This is a genomic window from Salinicola socius (assembly GCF_001937195.1).
GTDB classification, from domain to species: domain Bacteria; phylum Pseudomonadota; class Gammaproteobacteria; order Pseudomonadales; family Halomonadaceae; genus Salinicola; species Salinicola socius.
Window position 1 is genome coordinate 1 of record NZ_MSDO01000072.1, and the last position, 1,515, is coordinate 1,515.

1 protein-coding gene and 1 pseudogene are annotated in these 1,515 nt (G+C 58.3%); both read right to left on the bottom strand.

The window, feature by feature from the left end; translation table 11 throughout:
- On the bottom strand, positions 1-1,028 hold a 1,028-nt coding region (locus BTW07_RS18790), incomplete at its 3' end, for a phage integrase (protein WP_075571662.1).
- A pseudogene (locus tag BTW07_RS18795) lies at positions 1,028-1,515 on the bottom strand (hypothetical protein); the annotation flags it as partial. The gene BTW07_RS18790 and the pseudogene BTW07_RS18795, both read right to left, overlap by 1 nt.

Consider the following 1,515-nt stretch of genomic DNA (forward strand, 5'->3'; position numbering starts at 1 on the left):
TCAGGGTTCCATTTCTCGTCGGTGTCAACCAAGTGTCGACCGGGCATTTTCGGCCCGAATTTCAAGCTGTCGGCCAGGTGGTCGGGGGAGAGATGGGCGTAGCGCATGGTCATCTGAATCGTCTGGTGTCCGAGGATCTTCTGCAGCGTCAGCAAGTCACCGCCATTCATGATGAAGTGGCTAGCGAATGTATGGCGCAGGACGTGAGTACGTTGGCCCTTAGGCAGCTCGATTCCTGTTCGGTTCATTGCCTCAGAGAAAGCCTGATAGGCGTCCTGGGGGAACAGACGACCGCTTCGTTTTCCGTGATTCTTTAACTTTTCATAGAGGTCGTCACTGATCGGCACGGTTCGGTTGCGACCGTTCTTGGTACCGACGTAGGTAACTCGGCGATGCTGGACGTTTTCGCTTCTCAAGGTTTGGGCTTCACTCCAGCGGCATCCGGTGGTCAGGCAGAGCGTGGCGATCAGCCAGACATGGGCATTGCGCGATTGCTTCAATTCGTCGAACAGGGCGTCGATCTGATCATGGGTGAGGTAGGAAAGCTCCGCTTCAGGTAGGCGGATAGCCTTGACTGCTGCGAACGGATTTTCTCCGTGGTAGTCATCCATGCGGATCGCGACGTTGACCATGGCACGCAGGTGGGCGAGATCGTGATTGGTCGTGTTGGGAGAGATGCCGGCATCGAGACGTTGCTGGCGAAAACGCACGATATCCATCGGCGTCAGGGTCGATAGCATTGGGTTGCCCATGAGTTCGGCCAGATACGCCATCTTGCGAAAGCGATTCTTGCCATCTTTCAGGGAGACTCCCTGGACCTCATACCAGAGTTGGGCAAAGTCGAGGATTCGACGCCTATCCCGTTTCCGAGGTGCGTAGTCTTCTCCGGCAATGGCTTTGCCGAGCGTCACGTTCATGAAGCGCTGTGCCTGGGCTTTGGTCGGAAAGGTCTTACGGATTCGACGCTGCCCACGACCTCCAGGCTGTATATCGACCTGCCATCCCTTCGCGGTTTTCTTGATCGCCACTAGGCCGCTTTCCCCAGTAATCGCCGTTCGACGAGCCGTTGCGAGATGAGTAGTCGTAGCTGATCGGCGTCTATCCCCCGTCTCCGGTAGTAGTTGGCGATGTCGTCCCAGGCACCGCAGCGCGTCAGGCCGTTCATGGCTTGTTGGGTGGTGAAGCCCTGGCGTGCGTAGAGCGAGATGAGATTACCCACGACCAGGGCGACGTTCTTTTCGTTGCCGAGCCCAGGGGCCTTGCGGGCCCGTTTGTAGAGGAAGTGCGGTTCGTGATCGTAGAACCGGGCGTCTTCCTGGAGCAGTTGCCAGGCGCTGTCGATGAGGTTGCGGGAGTGGTCGAGGCGGTACTTGCCGAGAGCGGTCTGCCAGAGGCCGGTAAGGTGGGGCACGGTGTCGATGAAGCGCTTGAAGCCGTGTTCCATGTCCAGGCATTCGCCGGTGTCGACGTTGCAGGGGACGCCCTGGGCAAACTCCCGCAGCACGGATTGATGGA